15 protein-coding genes are annotated in these 19,011 nt (G+C 64.1%); 5 read left to right on the forward strand and 10 right to left on the reverse strand.

The features are described 5' to 3' along the window. Window positions 1-127: 127 nt before the first annotated feature. Window positions 128-1,441, reverse strand: coding sequence for a GNAT family N-acetyltransferase (locus MUG94_RS09260; protein WP_227907727.1), 1,314 nt, complete (start codon window positions 1,439-1,441; stop codon window positions 128-130). 36 nt (window positions 1,442-1,477) lie between these two features. Next, the gene (polA, locus tag MUG94_RS09265; RefSeq protein ID WP_231705043.1) at window positions 1,478-4,111 is read right to left on the reverse strand and encodes a DNA polymerase I; all 2,634 of its coding nucleotides are present in this window, start codon (window positions 4,109-4,111) and stop codon (window positions 1,478-1,480) included. A 178-nt stretch (window positions 4,112-4,289) separates the two neighbouring features. Here polA and MUG94_RS09270 point away from each other — a divergent pair, with 178 nt between their 5' ends. Continuing rightward, entirely contained in the window at window positions 4,290-4,778 is a 489-nt protein-coding gene (locus MUG94_RS09270) for a hotdog fold thioesterase (protein WP_227889891.1), read from the forward strand. Between the two features lie 71 nt (window positions 4,779-4,849). On the opposite strand, the gene MUG94_RS09275 is transcribed toward MUG94_RS09270, so the two are convergent. Then, a complete protein-coding gene (locus tag MUG94_RS09275) occupies window positions 4,850-5,386 on the reverse strand; it encodes a dihydrofolate reductase family protein (protein WP_227889892.1) in 537 nt (178 codons plus the stop codon). A 202-nt stretch (window positions 5,387-5,588) separates the two neighbouring features. Here MUG94_RS09275 and MUG94_RS09280 point away from each other — a divergent pair, with 202 nt between their 5' ends. After that, on the forward strand, window positions 5,589-6,668 hold the full coding sequence (locus tag MUG94_RS09280) for an alkene reductase (protein WP_227907724.1): 1,080 nt from the start codon (window positions 5,589-5,591) through the stop codon (window positions 6,666-6,668). A gap of 119 nt (window positions 6,669-6,787) precedes the next feature. Here MUG94_RS09280 and MUG94_RS09285 read toward each other — a convergent pair whose 3' ends face one another. The 4 genes from MUG94_RS09285 to MUG94_RS09300 form a co-directional block, all read right to left on the reverse strand. Continuing rightward, window positions 6,788-7,030, reverse strand: a complete 243-nt coding sequence (locus tag MUG94_RS09285) for a hypothetical protein (RefSeq protein ID WP_231704984.1) — start codon at window positions 7,028-7,030, stop codon at window positions 6,788-6,790. Beyond that, entirely contained in the window at window positions 7,027-8,271 is a 1,245-nt protein-coding gene (locus MUG94_RS09290; protein ID WP_279324693.1) for an inorganic phosphate transporter, read from the reverse strand. The genes MUG94_RS09285 and MUG94_RS09290 overlap by 4 nt, the downstream gene beginning before the upstream one ends. A 245-nt stretch (window positions 8,272-8,516) precedes the next feature. After that, window positions 8,517-10,544 (reverse strand): MFS transporter, encoded by a 2,028-nt coding sequence (locus tag MUG94_RS09295; protein ID WP_227907722.1) that lies wholly within the window; start codon window positions 10,542-10,544, stop codon window positions 8,517-8,519. 9 nt (window positions 10,545-10,553) lie between these two features. After that, window positions 10,554-10,964 (reverse strand): Hsp20/alpha crystallin family protein, encoded by a 411-nt coding sequence (locus tag MUG94_RS09300; RefSeq protein ID WP_227889896.1) that lies wholly within the window; start codon window positions 10,962-10,964, stop codon window positions 10,554-10,556. A gap of 290 nt (window positions 10,965-11,254) precedes the next feature. Between MUG94_RS09300 and gad the strand changes: the two genes are divergently transcribed. The 3 genes from gad to glsA are packed head-to-tail and all read left to right on the forward strand — an operon-like array spanning window position 11,255 to window position 15,351. After that, the gene (gad, locus tag MUG94_RS09305; RefSeq protein ID WP_227907721.1) at window positions 11,255-12,637 is read left to right on the forward strand and encodes a glutamate decarboxylase; all 1,383 of its coding nucleotides are present in this window, start codon (window positions 11,255-11,257) and stop codon (window positions 12,635-12,637) included. 18 nt (window positions 12,638-12,655) lie between these two features. Next, window positions 12,656-14,404 (forward strand): glutamine/gamma-aminobutyrate antiporter GadC, encoded by a 1,749-nt coding sequence (gene gadC, locus MUG94_RS09310; RefSeq protein WP_227889898.1) that lies wholly within the window; start codon window positions 12,656-12,658, stop codon window positions 14,402-14,404. After that, window positions 14,401-15,351 (forward strand): glutaminase A, encoded by a 951-nt coding sequence (gene glsA / locus MUG94_RS09315; RefSeq protein ID WP_227889899.1) that lies wholly within the window; start codon window positions 14,401-14,403, stop codon window positions 15,349-15,351. Before gadC ends, glsA begins: the two co-directional genes overlap by 4 nt. A 15-nt stretch (window positions 15,352-15,366) precedes the next feature. Here the strand turns inward: glsA and MUG94_RS09320 are convergent, their stop codons facing one another. The 3 genes from MUG94_RS09320 to MUG94_RS09330 are packed head-to-tail and all read right to left on the reverse strand — an operon-like array spanning window position 15,367 to window position 18,904. Beyond that, complete coding sequence (locus MUG94_RS09320) at window positions 15,367-16,140, reverse strand: IclR family transcriptional regulator domain-containing protein (RefSeq protein ID WP_227907719.1); 774 nt, start codon at window positions 16,138-16,140, stop codon at window positions 15,367-15,369. Further along, entirely contained in the window at window positions 16,133-18,010 is a 1,878-nt protein-coding gene (locus MUG94_RS09325) for a bifunctional sugar phosphate isomerase/epimerase/4-hydroxyphenylpyruvate dioxygenase family protein (protein WP_227907718.1), read from the reverse strand. Before MUG94_RS09325 ends, MUG94_RS09320 begins: the two co-directional genes overlap by 8 nt. A gap of 12 nt (window positions 18,011-18,022) precedes the next feature. Further along, window positions 18,023-18,904: a shikimate dehydrogenase gene (locus MUG94_RS09330; protein WP_227907716.1), complete on the reverse strand. Its 882-nt coding sequence runs from the start codon at window positions 18,902-18,904 to the stop codon at window positions 18,023-18,025. Window positions 18,905-19,011 lie beyond the last annotated feature (107 nt).

Consider the following 19,011-nt stretch of genomic DNA (forward strand, 5'->3'; position numbering starts at 1 on the left):
CTTGTTTGTCCGGAGATGGACAGAATTGGTAATTACTGCGCAATTACGCGCCAGATCAGTCTAGCCGCAGCCTGCAACTCAGGTCAAAGCACCGGGACCACTTTAAGGGAAGTAGTCGGATTCCGGGTCAGAAATGGGTGCTGCAGTAGGGTGCCGGACCAGCGGTGAAGAGTGCATCAAGGACTTCCAACGCTGCCTGGCTGCCCCGTATTCCGCCCGCTGCCGCCAGCGTGGGGGCGCTGACACCGCCCAGATACAGCGATCCCAGAGCTGCAACGTCAATCTCGGCGGCGGCGCCCGCGGGAGCGGAGCCGGCCTCCACCGGACTGGCGATCGCGTTTCCGCCCTCGACGTCCAGGTGCCACACGCCGTCGGCCATCCCCAGCGGATCCCGGACCGTGAGGACCACGGAGCCCGCCCCTGTGTAGTGCCGGGCTTCAAGGGCTGCCCTGGTGTCCAGGATGCGCAGCCACAGGACGTCATCCACGCTGGTGACCTGGTAGCGGCGGCGGTCCGCCAGCATCCAGGGCAGCGGATCGGCGACGGGTGCCGCATCAAAGGTCAGCCGGTCCACCAGGTCCAGGGAGCCAAGATAGCGCCAGAGTTCACGGTAGGCGTCGTCGGTTGCCGCCACCAGATCGGTAACCTTTACTGTGTGCGGCTCGGTCCGCCAGCCCAGGGACTTGTAGGCGGCGTAGCCGTCCGGGACGCCGTTGGCGTTGTAATGAAGAACACCGCGCAAAGCCTTGTCCGGCTCGAAGCTTTCTTCACTCCAGGCGGCGGAAGCCCGCATCCAGTAGCGGTGCTGGCGTCCCAGGGCGCCGTTCGTCCGTTCCAAGTGGGCACGATAGATGTCCGGGGCCAGGTTCTGCAGCTTGGCACTGTCCGCCACAGCCATGCTGCCCGTGGTGCCGGAGGTGAAACCCAGGCCGCCGCGGGTATCCAGCCTGATCTCCGCCGTGGAGGTGGCAGCACCGAACCCGAAGCGGCCGTAGATGGTCGCCTCGGAGGCCGTAAGCCCGGCCAGCGCCAGCCCCGCTTCCTTTGCCCGCTGCAGATCGCTGGTGATCATGCTGCGGAGGATTCCGCGGCGGCGGTGCGTCGGCCGCACCGTCACGGCCGTGACCAGATGCGCCGGCAGCAGCCGCCCGCCGCCCACGTTCAGGGAATTGACCATGGTGGCGTAGGTAGCCACCGGTACGGCCGGGTCCAAGGCGGAGTCCGGGGACGTGTCGTCATAGACGGCGGTCAGGATGCGGCCGTCCCGCTGACAGGCGTCCACCTCTGCGGGGAGGTGCTTGGGATCGCCCCGTTGTTCATGGAACCCCAGGTTGACCGCCTCGAGCCAGTTGGCGGTTCGCGCGTCGTCGTTCTCCGGTGCAAAGGAAGTTGTCCGCAACCCGCTGCTCAACCCACTGGCCACTGCCGCATCCTGCTTCATTGTTCCCCCAGTTAGCTTTGCGCTGAGTGCGCTTTATTAGTGGCCGGCCTCGTGCCAGCTGACGCCCACGCCAACCGAGACATCCAGCGGAACCGACAGATCGGCTGCCGAGCCCATCTGCTCCCGGACCAGCTTCTCCACGGCGTCCCGTTCCCCGGGGGCCACTTCGAGCACCAGTTCATCATGGACCTGCAGCAGCATGCGGGACTTCAGCCCCTGGGCCTTCAGCTCCGTGTCGACTCCGAGCATGGCTTTCTTGATGATGTCCGCAGCAGAGCCCTGGATGGGTGCGTTCAGGGCGGCGCGTTCCGCCATTTCGCGCAGCTGCCGATTGTCGCTGGAGAGATCCGGCAGATAGCGGCGGCGGCCCTCGATGGTGGAGGTGAAGCCGTCCTTGCGGGCCTGCTCGACGACGCCGCGCAGGTAGTCGCGCACCGCGCCGAACCGGCTGAAATAGTCACGCATCAGGGTACGGGCTTCATCCACCGGAATGGCGAGCTGCTTGGACAGGCCGAAGGAGCTCAGGCCGTAGACCAGGCCATAGGACATGGCCTTGACCTTGGACCGCATGGCACTGGTGACTTCCTCCGGCGGGACCCCGAAAATGTGCGAGCCGACAAACCGGTGCAGGTCCTCCCCCGCCTGGAACGCGGCGATCAGCCCTTCGTCGCCTGACAGGTGCGCCATGATGCGCATTTCCACCTGGGAGTAGTCGGCAGTGAGGAGGGTTTCGTAGCCCTCGCCCACGGTGAAGACTTCCCGGATCCGCCGGCCTTCCTCGGACCGGATGGGGATGTTCTGCAGGTTCGGGTTGGTGGAGGACAAGCGCCCGGTGGCCGCCGCGGTTTGGACGTACGTGGTGTGCACGCGGCCGTCGTCGGAGACTGCTTTCCGCAGCCCTTCGACGGTCTGGCGCAGTTTGGTTGCGTCCCTATACGCCATCAGGTTGGCCAGGAACGGATGTCCGCCGGTCTTGATGATCAGGTCCGACAGTGCGTCGGCGTCGGTGGAGTAGCCGGTCTTGATCTTCTTGGTCTTGGGCAGTCCAAGCTCGTCAAAGAGAACCACCTGCAGCTGCTTGGGTGAGCCGAGGTTGATTTCCTTGCCGATGATGCTGAAGGCTTCGCCGCTGGCCTGCGCGATGGTGGCGCTGAAATCGTCCAGCAGCCGTTCCAGCTTTTCGGTGGACACTGCAATGCCGGCCAGTTCCATTTCGGCCAGCACCTCGGACAGCGGCAGCTCCAGTCCGCCCAGCAGCTGGTTGGCGCCGCGGTCCACCAGCTGTCCGGCAAAGTGCCCGCTCAGCTGCAGCGCCGCAAAGGCCTGCATGACGGCCGGCGACGCGACGTCCTCTTCCTCGAGCTGCAGCTGGAGCTGGTTGCTTCCGGGGGCGGACGGCGTCAGGGACATCCGCAGGTGGTGCTGGCTCAGGTCCGCCAGGTCGTAGCTGCGGCGGTCGGGCTGAATCAGGTAACCGGAGATGGCGGTGTCATCCACCTCTCCGGCCAGGTGCAGTCCGCGCGCGGCCAGTGCCTTGTAGCTCTCCTTGAAGTCGTGGACCACCTTCGGGGCGTCCAGATCCGCCAGCCAGGCGGCGAGGACCTGCTCGGTGTCGGCGTCGATCTCAGTGAGCGGGATGTAAGCGGCGGCGGTGGCGGTGACCAAAGCCAGTCCGACGACGTCGCGCCCTGCCGCCGCACCCTCGGTGACCAGCTGGACGGCCGTCTTGGCCTGGTTTGTCGAGGCGATCCAGCTCTTCAGCGCCGGAGCGTCCGTGATCACGACGTGTTCCGGAGGCAGCAGTTCCTCTCCTGCGGAAGCGGTCTCCTCTTCGCCGTAGACGTCGAAGAGGCGCTTGCGGAGAGCATTGAACTGCAGGGCGTCAAAGAGCTCTTCGATGGCCTCACGGTCGGGACGCCGCGCAGCCATGGCATCAAGATCCACCGGCAGGTCCAGGTCCCGCAGCAGGCGGTTCAGGCGTCGGTTGCGCTTAACGTCTTCGATGTTGGCGCGCAGGGAATCCCCCACCTTGCCCTTGATGCTGTCCAGGTTTTCGAGGATGCCCTCGAGCCCGCCGTACTGCTTGATCCACTTGGCAGCGGTCTTGGGACCCACGCCCGGAACGCCGGGAAGGTTGTCGGCAGACTCTCCCACGAGAGCGGCCAGGTCCGAATACTTGTCCGGCGGGACGAGGTACTTCGCTTCGACCGCGGCGGCATCCATCCGCGGCAGGTCGGAGACGCCCTTTTTGGGATAGAACACGGTTACCCGGTCATCCACGAGCTGGAAGGCGTCGCGGTCACCGGACACCACCATGACGTCCCAGTTCCGGGCTGAGGCCTTTTCGGCCAGCGTGGCCAGGATGTCATCCGCCTCGTAGCCGTCCATGGAGATGGTGGGGATGCGCATCGCTTCCATCACCTTGATGATGAGGTCGATCTGGCCGTGGAACTCCTCGGGCGTCTTGTTGCGTCCGCCCTTGTACTCCGAGTATTCCTCGGAGCGGAAGGTGGGCGTGTCAAGGTCAAAGGCCACCGCGACGTGGGTGGGATTCTCTTCCTTGATGAGGTTGATGAGCATGGAAGTGAATCCGTACACGGCGTTGGTGTGCTGACCGGTGTCGGTGGAGAAGTTCTCCGCCGGCAGGGCGTAGAAGGCACGGAAGGCCATCGAGTGGCCGTCAATCACCAACAGCCTGCTGTGTCCGCCGGCAGAAACTGTTCCGAGCGCCTCCGGGACGGCTGCGTCATCAGATTCCGGGGTCCGTTCAAGGACGGTTTCGACAGGGGTTTCGGCTTGGATATCGGCCAGTTTGGTAGATTCACTCACAGGTGTAAGCCTAGTTGGCATGAGCGACATTTTCACGCCGGGCACCGGCGCACGGGCCGAGGCGGCCAACGACTACACCGATCAGTTGAACGAGGCCGGCATTCCCCCGGAAATGCACAGCTGGCTGAGCACCAACGGAGTCGGACCGCTGGTCGTGAAGATGGGCATCCGTTTCTCGGAAATGAGTGCCGAGCGGCTGGTCGCCACCATGCCCGTGGCCGGCAACGAGCAGGTGGCCGGGATTCTGCACGGCGGCGCCCATCTGGTGCTGGCCGAGACACTGGGCTCCTTCGGTGCGGCCATGCATGCGGGTCCGGGGCGGCAGGCACTCGGCATCGAAATCGGAGCAACCCATCACCGCGCCATCGCATCGGGCACGGTCACCGGCACCGCCACAGCCATCCACCTGGGCGGCACCCTGGTGACGCACGAAGTGGTAATGACCGACGAAGAAGGCCGCCGCCTCAGCACCGCACGCATCACGAACATGATCCGCGACGCCCGCTGACCCGTCACGCCACCCGAATTCCCGGAGGGGCGGGTGCAGGCCCCGCACTCACCAGACTCACCAAGACTCACCTAGCCGCGCAGGTCGTACTGCCGCTGCACCACGGCATGCCCTAGGGAACGCTCCTCGACACCGGCAGGATCAGTGCTTTGAAGCACCGGCAGGATCGGGCGTCCGCTGCCCAGGGAAAGGGGCAGAACGGTGACAACCATTTCATCCACGAGCCCGGAATCCATGAACTGGCCGGCCAGGTTCCCACCCCCCACCAATAACACGTCCCTATCCCCGGCATCGTGAATGATGTCCGGATGGAATTCAGCAACGTCGCCCCGGACAAAAGTGATGTCGGCGCCGGAGATTCCGGGAAACTCGTGGTGCGTGAAAACCCACACGGGAGTGTTTCCGCAGGGCCAGGACTCGGGTTCTGCCACAAAAACCCGATACGTTTCGGCCCCCATCGCCAACGCACCGGCCGCAGCCAGGAGCCCGCGGAAAGACGCGCCGGCCTCCCGGGCACCCTCAAACTCCCGGAGCCATCCCCCCGGGTCCCGCGCCTCCGCGACGAATCCATCCTGCGACGCAGCAACATAGTAGACAGTTCTGGCCATGCGGCCCATGCTAGCGCCGCAGGCCCCCAAGCACAGGCCCCGGATCCGTTTCACCTCCTCCCCCGCTGCATCGGACTGAATCCGGTCCCGAGGAATACCTCGCCGTGCCCGCCGGTTGGGAGTAACTGGAGAGCTGCGCGAACCACGAGCGCCGGGACCTGCCACTGGGCAGCTGCGGCGCGATCTACAGAAAGACTTTTTTGTGAACCTTTTTTCACCGTTGACCCTGGGCGGCATTGAACTGCCCAACCGCTTGATCATGGCTCCGCTGACACGGACACGCAGCGGCCGCGACGGCGTTCCCACGGCACTGATGGCCGAGCATTACAGCCAGCGCGCCTCCTTGGGCCTGATCGTTAGCGAAGGAACCTATCCCTCGTTCGCAGGGCAGGGTTTCACCGGCCAGCCCGGACTGGTGACGGATGAGCAGATTGCCGGCTGGAGGAACGTTACGGATGCAGTCCACGCAGCCGGAGGCCGGATCGTTGCCCAGGTCATGCACGCCGGCCGGGTAACCCATCCGGGAACCAACGGTGGCCGCGAGGTAGTGGCTCCCAGCGCCATCGCGATTGACGGCGTCACGCGCACCTACGACGGCAAGCAGCCCTTCCCCGTGCCCCACGCACTCACCACGGCCGAGCTGCCCGGCGTCATCGAAGAATTCGTTGCCGGTTCGCTTGCGGCCATGAAGGCAGGGTTCGACGGCGTGGAGCTGCATGGTGCCAACGGTTACCTGCTGCATGAATTCCTGTCCGCGGAGTCCAACCAGCGGACCGACAGCTACGGCGGATCTCCGGAGAACCGCGCCCGATTCGTCATTGAGGTCTACCGGGCGGTGGCTGACGCCATCGGCGCCGACCGCACCGGCATCCGGATCTCCCCGGAGCACAATGTCCAGGGCGCGCTGGAAACCAATCCGGCAGAGGTCCTGGCCACCTACACCACCTTGGTGGAGGCAATTGCACCCCTGAAGCCGGCATTCCTGAGCATCCTGCACCAGGACCCGTCCGACATGCTGGTGCAGTCACTGCGCAGCAGCTTCGGCGGTCCCGTCCTCCTGAACTCAGGCTTCGGCGTCATCACGACCCGCGAAGAGGCCATCGCCATGATGGAGGACAAGCTGTGTGACGGCGTGGTTGTCGGCCGGCCCGCGATCGCCAACCCTGACTTGGTGCGCCGCTGGCAGGAAAACCTGCCCCTGAACACCCCCGATCCCCGCACCTTCTACACTCACGGCGCCGCCGGATACACGGACTACCCCGCGTACGCCGACGCCGTCTAAATCAACAGCCCTTCCGTCCAGGAACAGGCAACAACGCCAAAGCCCGACGCCGGCGCCCACCTCAGTGGCCACCGTCGTCGGGCTTTGGTGTTTTCCGGTTTCCGCGAACCGCAGCGGGGCTATCCGTGCAGGGCCGGAACAATCAGGTAAACGCCGAACAGCACTGCCGCGCCACACAGTGCAAAGCACGCATACGCACCGGCTTTGACCAGCACCAGCCGGCCCTGGGCGGCGGGGCCGGGCTCGGCATCGGTGGAGACGGCATAAAGGCGTACGCCGGTTGAATACAGCCCGACGACGACGAGTGTCGCCACAAGGGTGACCACGGCCACCACAAGGTAGGCAAGCCAGTCGATGCTCATTTGGAGGGTTCCTTATCCTTGGGCCGGGCAGATGCTTCCCCGGTGCGTGCGGAAGCCGGGCGTGCGGAGCGGGACTTGCCCTTCTTGATGCGCACGGCGCCGCCGGCATTGTCGATGTTGCTCACGGCATTGTCATGGCCCACCCGGTTGCGGCGGGACCAGAGGAAGATGAAGACGATGATGGCCAGTCCCAGGACACCGTCCATGGTCACACCGATCATGCCCGTGGCCGCCACGGCTGCAGCTGCAGCGCCCATGACTGCGGCGGCCGGAAGAGTCAGCAGCCAGCCGCCGGCAATGCGGCGCGCCGTTCCCCAGCGGACCTCGGCGCCCCTGCGCCCGAGGCCGGAACCAATGACGGATCCCGAGGCCACCTGCGTGGTGGACAGGGCCATGCCCAGATGCGTCGACGTCAGGATGGCTGCCGCCGTGCTGGTCTCCGCCGCGAAGCCCTGGGCCGGTTTGACGTCCGTCAGGCCGGTGCCCATGGTGCGGATGATGCGCCAGCCGCCGGCGTAGGTGCCGGCGGCAATGGCGAAGGCACAGGCTGCGACAACCCAGAACACCGGGCCCGTCCCCACCGTCTGGAAACCGCCGGAGATAAGTACCAGCGTGATCACGCCCATGGTCTTCTGGGCATCGTTGGTGCCGTGCGCCAGGGCCACGAGAGAGGAGGAGAAAATCTGCGCATAACGGAAACCGCCGCGCTTGCGAGGCAGTTTGTCGCCGGAATCCGGATCATGCCGGCGGGTAATGGAGTAGGCGAGCTTGGTGGCCAGATAGGCCACGGACAGCGCAATTGCCGGTGCGATGAACGCCGGCAGGATGACCTTGGACATCAGCACCGAGTAGTCCACGGCACCGAAACCAGCGCCAACAATCGCGGCGCCGATCAGGCCGCCGAAGAGGGCATGGGAGGAGCTGGAAGGAAGACCCAGCAGCCACGTGATGAGGTTCCAGATCACGGCGCCGAGCAGCCCGGCGAAGATCATGACGGGCGTGATCTGGATGCCGCCGTCACCCTCGCGGATGATGCCGCCGGAAATGGTCTTGGCTACCTCCGTGGACAGGAAAGCTCCCACGAGGTTCAGCACCGCAGCCAGGGCTACGGCGTTCTTTGGCTTGATTGCACCTGTTGCAATGGGCGTTGCCATTGCATTGGCTGTGTCGTGAAAGCCGTTGGTGAAATCGAAGAATAATGCGAGCGCGATCACCAGCGCCACCATGAGGGTGAGGTCCACCACGTACCCTAACTGAAAAGAAAAAGGAAAAAGGAATCCGTCAAATGTTCGAGACCTTGTCCGGGGCGTTCGAGACAGCGGACGACGGCGCACTTTAGGACTGAAGACGCCGACAGGCCCCAAGGGGAGCGAACCCGGAATATGCCAGATAGATACTATGCTCTGAACCAATCAGGACCCAAAGCCGGGGATGTGTGTTTGGTCTCGCAGAGGCAGATTTGCCACCCCAGGCTCCGCCGCCGCCGCTAGATGCGCAGGCCCGTGGTGGGCGGCTCCGTGCCAAGTTCCAGGTCAATCAGGGTGTTGGGGGCCGGGAGGGTGACCCGGCGCGTATGGGAGGTGGCGCCGTCCGGTTCCACCACGGTCAGGATGTACGTTCCGGGACGGGGAAGCGGCAGCTCGTAATTGCCGGTGTTGTCTGAATGCACGGCAATTGTCTTCCCCTCCGACGGCCGCACCAGGACCACCAGCGCCCCGTCCACCGGGCGGTTGTTGTGGGTGATCTTTCCGGTCAGGGTCAGCCGTGCCTTGAACCGGATGTCATGGCTGTGCGGAACTCCGGGAAAGGTGAGGGTTTCTGAAACCGGCCGCCACTGGTGCTGGGTGGCGATCAGAAGGTACTGGCCGTCCCCCGGAAGCACGACGGCGTAGCGGCCGCGCTCGTCGGCCCGGTCCCAGTCCACCTGCTGGCCCTGGCGGTCCGTGGCCAGGACCACGCCGCCGGGAACCGGCGTCCGGCCGTCGTCGGCCAGCAGCGTTCCGGTCACCATAATCTCCTGCTTGGCGTCCACCGGTGGCGGCTGGGTCTGGCCGGGCTCCGCATGCAGCGCCGGGTGTGTTGCCTCCCGGCGCACGGAGCGCGGAATAAAGCAGGAGATGCCCGTGGCCAGCAATGCGGCAAACCCGGCCATCGCGAAAATCCCCCGGAAAGCATCCACCCCCGGAAAGACGGTGCCGTCCACCCTGATCGTGATGGAAGCAAGAATGGTGGCCACGGCGGCACTGCAGGTTGACGTGCCCACCGACCGCAGCAGCGTATTCACGCCGTTGGCCGCCGCGGTGTCAGTGAGCGGAACGTTGCTCATGATGAGGGTCGGCATGGCTGCCATGGCTACGGCGGTTCCCACGGAAATGATCACGGCGCCGATAATGATGCCTGTGACGGTGTGGACCAGTATCACCCGCGACATGTAGCCCGCGGCCATGACGGCGCAGCCCAGGACCATGGTCGCCTTCGCACCGAAGGTGTTGGTGACAAAAGCGGACAGCGGTGCTGCCGCCACCATGGCCAGGCCGGCAGGGATCATGGTAAGCCCTGCCACCAGCACACTCAGCCCGAAACCGAATCCGCTTTCCTTGGACAGCTGCAGCTGCTGGGTGGTGACCAGCATGTTGGCGTACATGGCGAATCCCACCAGCACAGTCGCCGCATTGGTAAGGAGCACCGGGCGCCGCGCCGAAGTCCGCAAATCCACCAGCGGTTGTCCTTTGCGCAGCTCCATTGGAAACCAGAGCGCCAGGAGCACCGCGGCGGCGGCAAACAACCCAAGGATCGCGTCACTGGTCCAGCCCCATACGCCACCCTTGCTGATCGCCAGCAGCAGGGCCGTCATGGCGGCCGAGAGCACCAGTGCGCCCTCGTAATCGAAACGCCCCGGTGTACGGACCCTCGATTCAGGAACAACAATCACGACGGCGGCGAAGATGACCAGCGCGATGAGGCCCACGACCCAAAAGGTCGCCTGCCAGCCCAGGTTTTCGTAGATGAATCCCGACAGGGGCAGTCCCAGGGCGCTGCCGATGCCGAAACTGGCACTCATGAGGGAAACGGCACCGGCAATTTTGCGTTGCGGCAGCGCGTCTCGCAGGATGCTGATTCCCACCGGGATCACCGCTCCGGAAAAACCCTGAATGGCGCGTCCCACCAGTGCCCAGAAAAAAGTACCGCCCAGGGAGGCGGTGAAAGCACCGACTACCATCATGGCCATCGCGATCAGCAGCATCCGCCGTTTGCCGAACATGTCCGCCAGACGGGACACGATGGGTGTCGCCACGGCAGCGGTCAGGAGGGTGACGGTCACCAGCCAGGACACGTCGTCGCTGGTGACCCCGAAGACCCGCGGGTACTCCGGCAGCAGCGGCACCACCGCCGTCTTCTCCAGGGACACCGCAATACCGCCGCTGGCCAACGTGGCGATGATGATCCAGTCCGGATACTTGCGCCGGCTGTTTCGATTGCCGGTGCCGGTCAGCTCCGACGCCGCGTTGCCCACGGAGTGCTGCTAACCCCGGGAGATGGGCACCTTGGTGGTGGAGGACCCGACCTCCGGAACCGGGACCCTGACCTCCAGGACACCGTCATTGTAGGACGCGGTGACGTTGTCCTGGCTGGAGCCGGCCGGCAGCGGGATGTCGCGGGTGAAGGAGCCGTAGCGGAATTCGCTGCGGTACCCGTTCTTATCCTTGTGCTCGGACTCTTCCCGGCGCTCGCCCTTGATGTGCAGGACACCGTCGCTGACGGAGACGTCGAGGTCCTTCTCCGGATCAATATTGGGCAGTTCGGCCTTCACCACCATGCTGGAACCGTCCCGGTATTCCTCCACGGGAAACGCGGGCACCTCCCAGTCGCCCTCGAAAAATTTGCGAACCGGTTCGGGCAGTTCGAACCGGTCACGCCGCGCTAGTCCAGCCATGGGATATCTCCTTAGGGTTCGATGACGAGAGCGATGATGAGAGATGCAGCTCGGTTTGTGGTTCACACGCTACGCGCGGCACGGTTGCCCGCCAACCGTCCGGCCCCGTCCGGACGCCGGAATACACCGGAAACACAAATGAACCACTCCAGCTCCCCGAGGGTCCTTGGGTCTGGTCACCCCGTTTTGCCGCACGTAGTGTTTTTGATGCGCGCCCTTGAGAGATTCCTGACTGCCGTTCACTGCGGCCCGGTGCCGGTCTCGGCATCGCCGATGAAAGGTCACAACCCATGGCACAACAACGGGACAAAAATACCCTGTCGGTAAACCCGCTCTTCGCCCGTCCGGGTGAAGACACGATTGCCCTGAAAACCAAGCTGGCCGACGGGCAGATGATGCCGGAAACGGCGTATCAGATTGTTCATGACGAAACCATGCTGGACGGAAACGCCCGGCTGAACCTGGCTACGTTCGTGAGCACCTGGATGGACGATCACGCCAACAAGCTGTACGCCGAGACGTACGACAAGAACATGATCGACAAGGACGAGTATCCGCAGACCGCCCAGATTGAGCAGAACTGCTGGAAGATTCTTGCCGATCTGTGGCACTCGCCGGACCCCGAAGGAACCATCGGCACCTCAACGGTGGGTTCCTCCGAGGCCTGCATGCTGGGCGGCCTCGCCCTCAAGCGCCTGTGGCAGAGCGCGCGCCGGGCGGACGGCAAGCCGACCGACAAACCCAACCTGGTCATGAGTTCAGCGGTCCAGGTCTGCTGGGAGAAGTTCTGCAACTATTTCGACGTCGAGGCCCGGCTGGTTCCCATCAGCGAGGAGCACAAATGCCTCGACGGCTTCGAACTGGAAAAGTACGTCGATGAAAACACCATTGGCGTGGTTGCCATCATGGGCGTCACCTACACCGGCATGTATGAACCGGTAAAGCAGATCGCCGCGAAGCTCGACGATATCCAGGCCTCGACCGGACTGGACATCAACATCCATGTGGACGCAGCATCAGGCGGAATGATCGCCCCATTCATCCAGCAGGATCTGGAATGGGACTTCAAGATCGACCGGGTCCACTCCATCAGCACCTCGGGCCATAAGTACGGGCTCGTGTACCCGGGACTCGGCTGGGTGGTGTGGCGCGAACGCCAGTGGCTGCCCGAGGATCTGATCTTCTATGTGAGCTATCTGGGCGGAGACATGCCCACATTCGCCCTGAACTTTTCGCGGCCCGGAGCCCAGGTCGTCCTGCAGTTCTATTTGTTCCTGCGGCTGGGGCGCGAGGGATACGCCAAGATCCAGCAGGCCTGCCAGGACGTTGCGGTGTATCTGTCCTCGGGCATCAGCGAAATGGGACCGTTCGAGTTGTGGAACGACGGCACGGACATACCGGTGTTCGCCTGGCGGCTCAAAGAGGGCCACACGGACAAGTGGACCCTGTATGACCTGGCCGAACGGCTGCGGACCAAGGGCTGGCTGGTGCCGGCCTACCCCATGCCCAGCAACCTGGAGAACCTGACCGTGGAACGGATTGTGGTCCGCAACGGTCTCAGCATGGATCTCGCAGACAGTCTCCTGGAAGACATCCGGAAGGAAACCGAGTACCTCGATCGGCTTGAATCGCCGATGCCGCAGGAGTCAGCACAGCCTGGCTTCCATCACTAACCACGGAAGGTGAGTGGAATGAGTAATCCCACGGCATCGAGCGGTTCATCAGCGGCGAATTCGGGCGCATCCGGCCCCAAGTCACCTACGCCGACTCAGACATCAAAAAAATCCAAGCAGGCCGCCACCATTACCATTGGCGCCCTGGCCGTCATGAACATCGTGGCAGTGGTCAGCCTCCGTGGCCTGCCCTCGGAAGCGGAATACGGACTGAGCTCAATCTTCTACTACGTGCTCGCTGCCGTGGTGTTCCTGATACCGGTATCCCTGGTGGCCGCAGAGCTCGCAACAGGCTGGCCGGAGACCGGCGGGGTCTTCCGCTGGGTCGGTGAGGCCTTCGGGCCGCGCTGGGCCTTCCTGGCCATGTTCATGCTGTTCATTGAAGTCACCATCTGGTTCCCCACCGTGTTGACCTTTGGTGCGGTGTCACTGGCCTATACCGGGGAGAACCAGAACATAGACGCGCAGCTGGCAGGCAATAAAGTCTTTGTCCTGGCCGTGGTGCTGGTGGTGTACTGGCTTGCTACGTTCATTGCCTTCCGCGGAGCAGCGGCCTTCTCCAAGGTCAGCCAGTGGGGCGGGATCGTCGGCACCATCATTCCGGCGATCATCCTCATCGTTCTTGGGTTCTCCTACTACTTCGCCGGAAACACCCCGCAGATCAAGATGGGCTGGGGTGAACTCATCCCGGACTTCTCCAACTTCTCCAACGTGGTGCTGGCAGCGAGCATCTTCCTGTTCTATGCCGGCATGGAAATGAACGCCATCCACGTAAAGGAAGTCAAGAATCCAACCCGCGATTATCCAATCGCAGTACTGATTGCGGCAGCCGGAACGGTCATCATCTTTGTCCTGGGCACGCTCGCCATTGCCTTTGTGGTTCCCCAGGCCGATATCAACCTGACCCAAAGCCTGCTGACCTCCTACAACGACATGTTCGAATGGGCCGGAATCGGATGGGCCGGGCCGATTGTCGCCTTCATGCTCCTCATCGGTGTACTGGCCGGCGTCGTCACGTGGGTGGCCGGGCCTTCCACCGGGCTGCTCACCGTCGCAAGGGCGGGCTACCTGCCCCGCTTCTGGCAGCACACCAACAAGCACGGCATGGGTACCCACATCCTGTTCTTCCAGGCCTTCGCTGTTACCGGACTGGGCGTCATCTACGTTGTCCTTCCGTCAGTGCAGGCCGCCTATCAAATCCTGAGCCAGCTGACGGTGATCCTCTATCTGATCATGTACATACTGATGTTCGCCGGCGCCATTTACCTGAGGTTCAGCCAGCCAAACCGGCCGCGCCCCTACCGGGTTCCGGGCGGGAACGTCGGGATGTGGCTCATCGGCGGCGTCGGGCTCCTGGGGTCCCTGGTGGCTTTTGTCTTCAGCTTCATTCCCCCGGACCAGATTTCCGTCGGGTCACCCGCAGTGTACGTGGGCATCCTGATCGGAGGCGCCGTGATCTTCGTGGTCCTGCCGCTGGTGATTTACGCACTGCGCAAGCCGCATTGGCGGGATCCTGAGAGCAACTTTGAGCCGTTCACCTGGCAAATCGAACACACCCACCCCGGGACGGTCTCGAAATCCTCTGTTCCGACTTCGGTCCTCGTGGAACAGGCGCTCTCGGGGACATCCGCCGCTTCCGGTTCGGCCGCGGCAGGCGGAGCAGCAGCGGGCGACGGCGCAGCACGGCCGGGCACGGCCGCTGACGGCAACAAACCATCCCTCAGGCCTCGTCCCGGGCCTGCCGCCGGCGGGAGCGCAGCCTTATGATGCCGGATAAGGCAGCAATTAACCATGCCGTTGAAACGGCGTACTCGGACCATGCCAAGGACACCGGCGGCGCCAACGCCAGTTACATTCCGTATCTGGCGTCCGTGGACCCGTCATTGTTCGGAGTGTGCGTGGTAACGGCCGACGGCGACGTGTTCGAAGCCGGCGACACCGGGTTCGAGTTTGCCTTGGAATCCATTTCCAAGGTGTTCTCCATGACCCTGGCCATGCAGGAAGTGGGGTTGCCGGAGTTCCATGACAAGGTGGGCGCGGATCCAACCGGTGAACCGTTCAACTCCGTCATGGCGGTGGCGATGCACGATAACAAGCCGGTGTCGCCGCTGGTGAATGCGGGGGCCATGTCCACGGTTTCGTTGATTCCGGCGGAGTCCCCGGATGAGCGGTGGAAAAAGATCCTGGACATGCAAAGTGCATTTGCCGGACGGGAGATCCGCCTCAGCGACGCCGTCAATGATTCCGAGCAGTCCACCAACTTCCACAACCGGGCCATCGCCTGGTTGCTGTATTCGGGCGGAACGATGTATTCGGATCCGATGGAGGCATGCGAGGTCTACACCCGGCAGTGCTCCACCCTGGTGACCACCCGGGACCTGGCGACGATGGGAGCCACTGTTGCCGCCAGGGGCCGGAACCCGGTCACGGGAAAGCAGGTGTTTGATGCCGCCCTGGTGCCGCCGATTCTGGCGGAAATGACCATGGAGGGTATGTACACGGCTTCCGGGGACTGGGCCTACAAGGTGGGCCTGCCGGGTAAGAGCGGGGTGGGCGGCGGTATCCTGGCGATCATGCCTGGCACCCTCGCCATTGCTGCCTTCTCTCCGCCGCTGGACCCGGTGGGCAACAGCGTCCGGGGCCAGAAGGCCGCGGCCCAGGTGGCTGCGGCCCTGAATCTCAACATCTACAACGCCACGGATTACGCCCGGTAATAATTTCGGGAGCAGTTAACGAAAGTTGAGGTCGGCGGTGATGCGTTCAGCCGCCGACCTCAGCTGTGGAATCACCGAGTCCTCCAATGACTCATCGGGGTCCCGGTGTGTCTGCAGGGATACGTTCGCGGCCGCCACCACTTTGCCGGCACGGGACACCGGAACCGCCACCCCGCGGAGCCCGCCTTCCAGTTCGTCAGTGACCCGGCTCCAGCCGCGGGTGCCGGCAAGCTCCACTTCGGCGCGCAGCTCGGCGAGGCTGGAGACAGTATGCGGAGTCAGCGGCCGGAGTTCGACGGCGGCCAAATGCGCTTCGCGCTCGGCGGGCTCCAGGGCAGCGATGAGGATCCGCCCCATGGATGTTGCCCAGGCGGGAAACCGGGTGCCGACATTAACGGACACATGAACCAGCCGGGGTGCCGTAAAGCGTGCCACATAGACCACGTGCATACCGTCGAGTACGCAAAGTGACGTGGTTTCGCCCAGGTCTTCAGCCAGCATCTTCAGGTGCGGCTCGGCAACCGTCGGGAGGGAAAGGGTCGCGAGGAAGGCAGAACCAATGTCCAGGGAACGCGGCGCCAACTCGAACAGCGTGCCGTCGCTGCGCAGGTATCCCAGATCACGCAGGGTGAGCAGGAAACGCCGGGCCGCGGCCCGGCTCAGATCCGCCGCAGCCGCCACCGCGCTGACGCTCAACCTCGGGTGCTCAGGCGTGAAAGAGCTCAGCACCGCGAGGGTCTTCTCCGTCGACTTTACGTAATACCCGCCGCCAGCTCCCATGTCAGCCATCCCGTCTGCCGCTGCGGGCACGCTGATACTGCGAGGCCAGCCGCACCGGAGCATTGGGAGCCCCGTAACCGTCGTACCGGGCCCGGCGCTCCACCACCTCGAAGAACACGTTGCCCACTGTCGCCGTGTAGAAATGCAGGAACTCCCCGTCCTCATCCCTGTCATACAGCAGGTTCAGGGACTGCAGGACATCCAGCATGTCATCACCGAGCCGGAACCGTGCCTGCAGGTCCTCGTAGTAGTTGGCCGGAACCGGCAGGAAATCCAGGCCCCGCTGCCGTGCCTGCCGCGCCAGTGCAACCACGTCGCGGCAGGCAAACGCCACATGCTGCGGATAGTCCGCGCCACCGTGCGGCTGTTCCAGTCCCATTGGTGCAATGTTCAGGGCCAGCCGGACAGCGCCGTCGCTGCTGCACATCACCTGGCTGCGGACCAAACCCATGGGGCTCGGCACTTCCTGCGATGCGCGCGGGACGAGGGAAAGGGTCGATTCATAGAACAGCACGGCTTCGTCAAAGTGCTGCCACGGCTGGGAAAGGTTGATGTGATCGATGTGGGTGATCAGCGGCTCACCTTCGACGACGCCGTCCGATCCGAACTCCTCCGCCCATGCAACGGTTCCGTCCCCGGTGGCCTCACACAGGAAGATTTCAGTGGAATCGGGGGCCGAGACAGCTTGCAGGACGGCTTCGTCCGCCTGGCTGCGCCTGCTGACCGGTTGCGCTTTCAGCTGGACGGCGCGCGAGGCTGCGGCCAGGGGGTCCTGTACATCCAGCCCCAGTGCCGAAACTGCCGGCGCCAGACCCCGGGCCTGCTGCTGGTTGATGATCACCCGCGCCCCGCCGGCGCTCCACAGCTGCACCGGCTTTGTCCGGTGCCGGCCTTCGCAGTGCAGGCCCAGCTGGAACAGCAGCTCTTCCACGGCCCCGCTGTCTCCCGCCTTCACTTCAGCGAAATTAAAGCCTGTCGGCTGGGCAACTGCCGGAAGGGTGGCGAGTTCCATCGGGTATGCGGGGAAGCCGCCGTCGTTCCCCGGAGCACCGCCGTGTTCCGCAAGGGCGACGGAAGTCCTTTCTTCGAGCCAAATCAGCGACCGCATCGCGTCCACCGCTGTCCGTTCCTCGGCTGTCTGCCGGAACACGTCATTGAAAACTTCCAGCGACACCGGCCCGTTGTAGCCGCTGCGGACCAGATGCGTCATAAAAGTCGTCAGGTCGAAGGCGCCTTCACCGGGAAATACCCGGTAGTGCCGACTCCAGGAAAGCACATCCAGGGACAATTCCGGAGCGTCGGCCAACTGGACGAAGAAGATCTTCTCCGCCGGTAGCTTTTCGATCCCGGCAGGGTCCGCGCCGCGCGAGAGAATGTGGAAACTGTCCAGGCACGTGCCCACATTGGGATGGTCCGCCAGGTCCACAATCCTCTGCGCGTGCTCAAAGTCGTTCACGTATTTGCCCCAGGCGAGCGCCTCGTAGGCGAGCCGGATCCCGTACCCCGCGGCAACCTCTCCCATGCGGCGCAGCTGGGAGGCGGCGACGTCGTCGTCATCCACGGTGGCTGTGGCCACATTGCTGCACACCAGCATGGTGTCGATGCCCAAGCGGTTCATCAGTGCGAACTTGGCTTCCGCGCGGTACAGGTTCTCGAGGAGCAACTCCTCAGTGACACCCTCAAAATCCCGGAACGGCTGGAACAGGTCCAGGCTCAGACCCAGCGCAGCAGCCAGGCCCCGGATCTCCTCCGGGCTGTGCGGCGACACGATGAGGTCCTGTTCAAAAATCTCGATACCGTCGAACCCGGCGGCCGCACAGGCTCTCATCTTTTCTTCCAGCGTGCCGCTCAGGCACACCGTTGCTATGGATGTACGCACAGTGCCGCTCCCCTACAGTCCACGCTCGATGAGATTCAGGAAATCCGCGCGCATCAGGTCCGGATCCGGCCGGATGCCGGTGATCAGCTCAAATGCATCCACGGCCTGCCCCACTGCCATCTGGCCCCCGTCGAGCACGGCACAGCCCCGGGCACGTGCAGCCCGGACCAATTCGGTCTCCAGCGGACGGTAGACGACGTCGGCAACCCACTGACGGGGTGACAGCAGCTCAGGGTCCAGCGGCAGCCCGGGATGGGAGTGCATTCCCACCGGCGTGGCGTGCATGAAGCCGTCCGCATCGGCCAGGACAGCGGGGAGATCCCCAGCGTCCGCCGGGGCCACGGTTCGGTCGGGGAAGAGCCGGCCCAACGCGCCGGCGCGTTCCGCAGCACGGGAGTAGTCGACGTCGATCAGGATCAGGTGCTTGGTGCCCGCTTTGAGCAGGGCGTACGCGACGGCGGAGCCGGCGCCGCCCACTCCCAGCTGCACCACACGGTCCAGGACCGCGTCCGGGAGGCCCGTTGCCAGTGCAGACGCAAATCCGGAGAAGTCAGTATTGTGTCCGACGAATTTTCCGTCCCGGATCAGGACGGTGTTCACGGCCCCCAGCCGGGCGGCGTCGTCGGACACCTCGTCCAGGAAGCGCAGGACGAGCTGCTTGCACGGATGGGTGATGTTGAAGGCATTGAAACCCAGGTCCCGTCCGCCGTGCAGCAGGGCCTTCAGCCTCGCGTCGACACCCTCGCCGGACCCGAGCATGGCCAGATCCACCGGCCGGTAGAGATACCGCAGCCCCAGCCGGTCAGCCGCCTGCTCATGCATGGGGGGTGAGAGGGACGGCGTGACGCCCTCCCCGATAAGGCCAACCAAAAAAGACTCGGACGGACTGCTCACGGAACGCATCCTTTCGCGGTGCGGCAGCGGGGGCTTCCCGCGCTGGACGTGCGTAACACTGCAGCTCAGGACATTGCCGGGCACTGCAGCTGTGAGCTACATTACTT

This window comes from Arthrobacter gengyunqii (genome assembly GCF_023022985.1).
Lineage (GTDB): Bacteria > Actinomycetota > Actinomycetes > Actinomycetales > Micrococcaceae > Arthrobacter_B > Arthrobacter_B gengyunqii.